We start from the raw sequence: 1,227 nt of genomic DNA on the forward strand, positions 1-1,227 counted from the left end.
TCCGGTCGCTGTGCGAGTCGTCGGTTTCCGATTGATGGGTGCATTGCCGAGCGTAGTCGACGGGTGCGAGGTAGCCGAGCGATGAATGCCGGCGGTCGTGGTTGTATTCGGTCTTCCAGTCGCCGATCACGACCTGGGCGTGGAGCAGCGAGTAGAAGCTGTTGATGTTCAGGCACTCGTCGCGGAGCCTGCTGTTGAACGACTCGACGTACCCGTTGTGCCAGGGCGAGCCGGGCGGGATGTAGAACAGGCCGGTACGGGTGCCGGCCCAGTGGGCCATCGCGTCGCCGATGAACTCGGGGCCGTTGTCGGATCGGAGCACCGCGGGGGCGCCGCGGACTGCGACGAGGTCCTCGAGGTGGGCGGTGAGCCGGTCCGCGGTGATCGACCGTTCGACGAGCCCGCCGATGCACTCGCGGGTGTGCTCGTCGACGATGGAGCAGATCTTGATCGGACGGCCCTGCTCGTCCGCGTCGAACTGGAAGTCCACCGCCCACACGAGGTTCGGTGCGACCGCTGCCGTGGCGTCGACGGTCGAAGACCCAACGCGTTTGCGGCGACGCCGCTGCGGGACGCGCAGCCCTTCCTCGCGCCAGAGCCGTTGGATCTTCTTGTGGTTCACGACCCACCCCTCGCCGCGGGCATCGTGGTAGGCCCTGCGGTATCCCCACCGCGGGTGCTTCTTCGCATACGCCCGCAGCCAGTCCCGCAACGCCAGGTCCGGGTCGGCTGTCGTCTCGCCCTGGAGCGGGCGACGGTATGCGGACCTGCTCAGCCCGGCCAGACGGCACGCCATTCGTTCGCTCACCCGCAGCGTGCGCTTGAGGTGGTCGACGGCTGCGCGGCGCCTGCCCGGGCCTAGAAGTTTCCCTCAGCCAGCTCCTTGAGCGCGGCCTTCTCGAGCTCTGCCTCGGCGAGCAGCCGCTTGAGCGTGGCGTTCTGCTTCTCGAGCTCCTTCAGCCGCTTCGCGTCGTCGGCCTTCAATCCGCCGTACTGGTTCCGCCACCGGTAGTACGTCTGCTCGGACACTCTGAGCTCTCGACACACCCCGGCGATGTCGCTCCCGCCCGCGAGCATCCTGTCGGCCTGCCCGAGCTTACGGACGACCTGCTCCGGAGTGTGACGCTTCCTGCTGTTCGTCATGATCTGACCAGTCTCCCTGCCCGGACCCCCGGGCAACAGGACGACTCACACAACCACCGGACCTACCGAACGGGGTCAGCCCAA

1 protein-coding gene is annotated in these 1,227 nt (G+C 67.5%); it reads right to left on the reverse strand.

Features of this window, described 5'->3' with window-relative positions; genetic code table 11:
* A protein-coding gene (locus CZ674_RS02965; RefSeq protein WP_086991054.1) for an IS3-like element ISAar43 family transposase occupies positions 1 to 1,143 on the reverse strand; the annotation gives its coding sequence in 2 pieces (ribosomal slippage) (positions 1 to 873 and positions 873 to 1,143; 1,144 coding nt annotated over the 2 pieces). This gene is flagged as partial in the annotation.
* Positions 1,144 to 1,227 lie beyond the last annotated feature (84 nt).

The sequence above is a fragment of the Agrococcus casei LMG 22410 genome, assembly GCF_900163565.1.
In the GTDB taxonomy this organism is placed as follows: Bacteria; Actinomycetota; Actinomycetes; order Actinomycetales; family Microbacteriaceae; genus Agrococcus; species Agrococcus casei.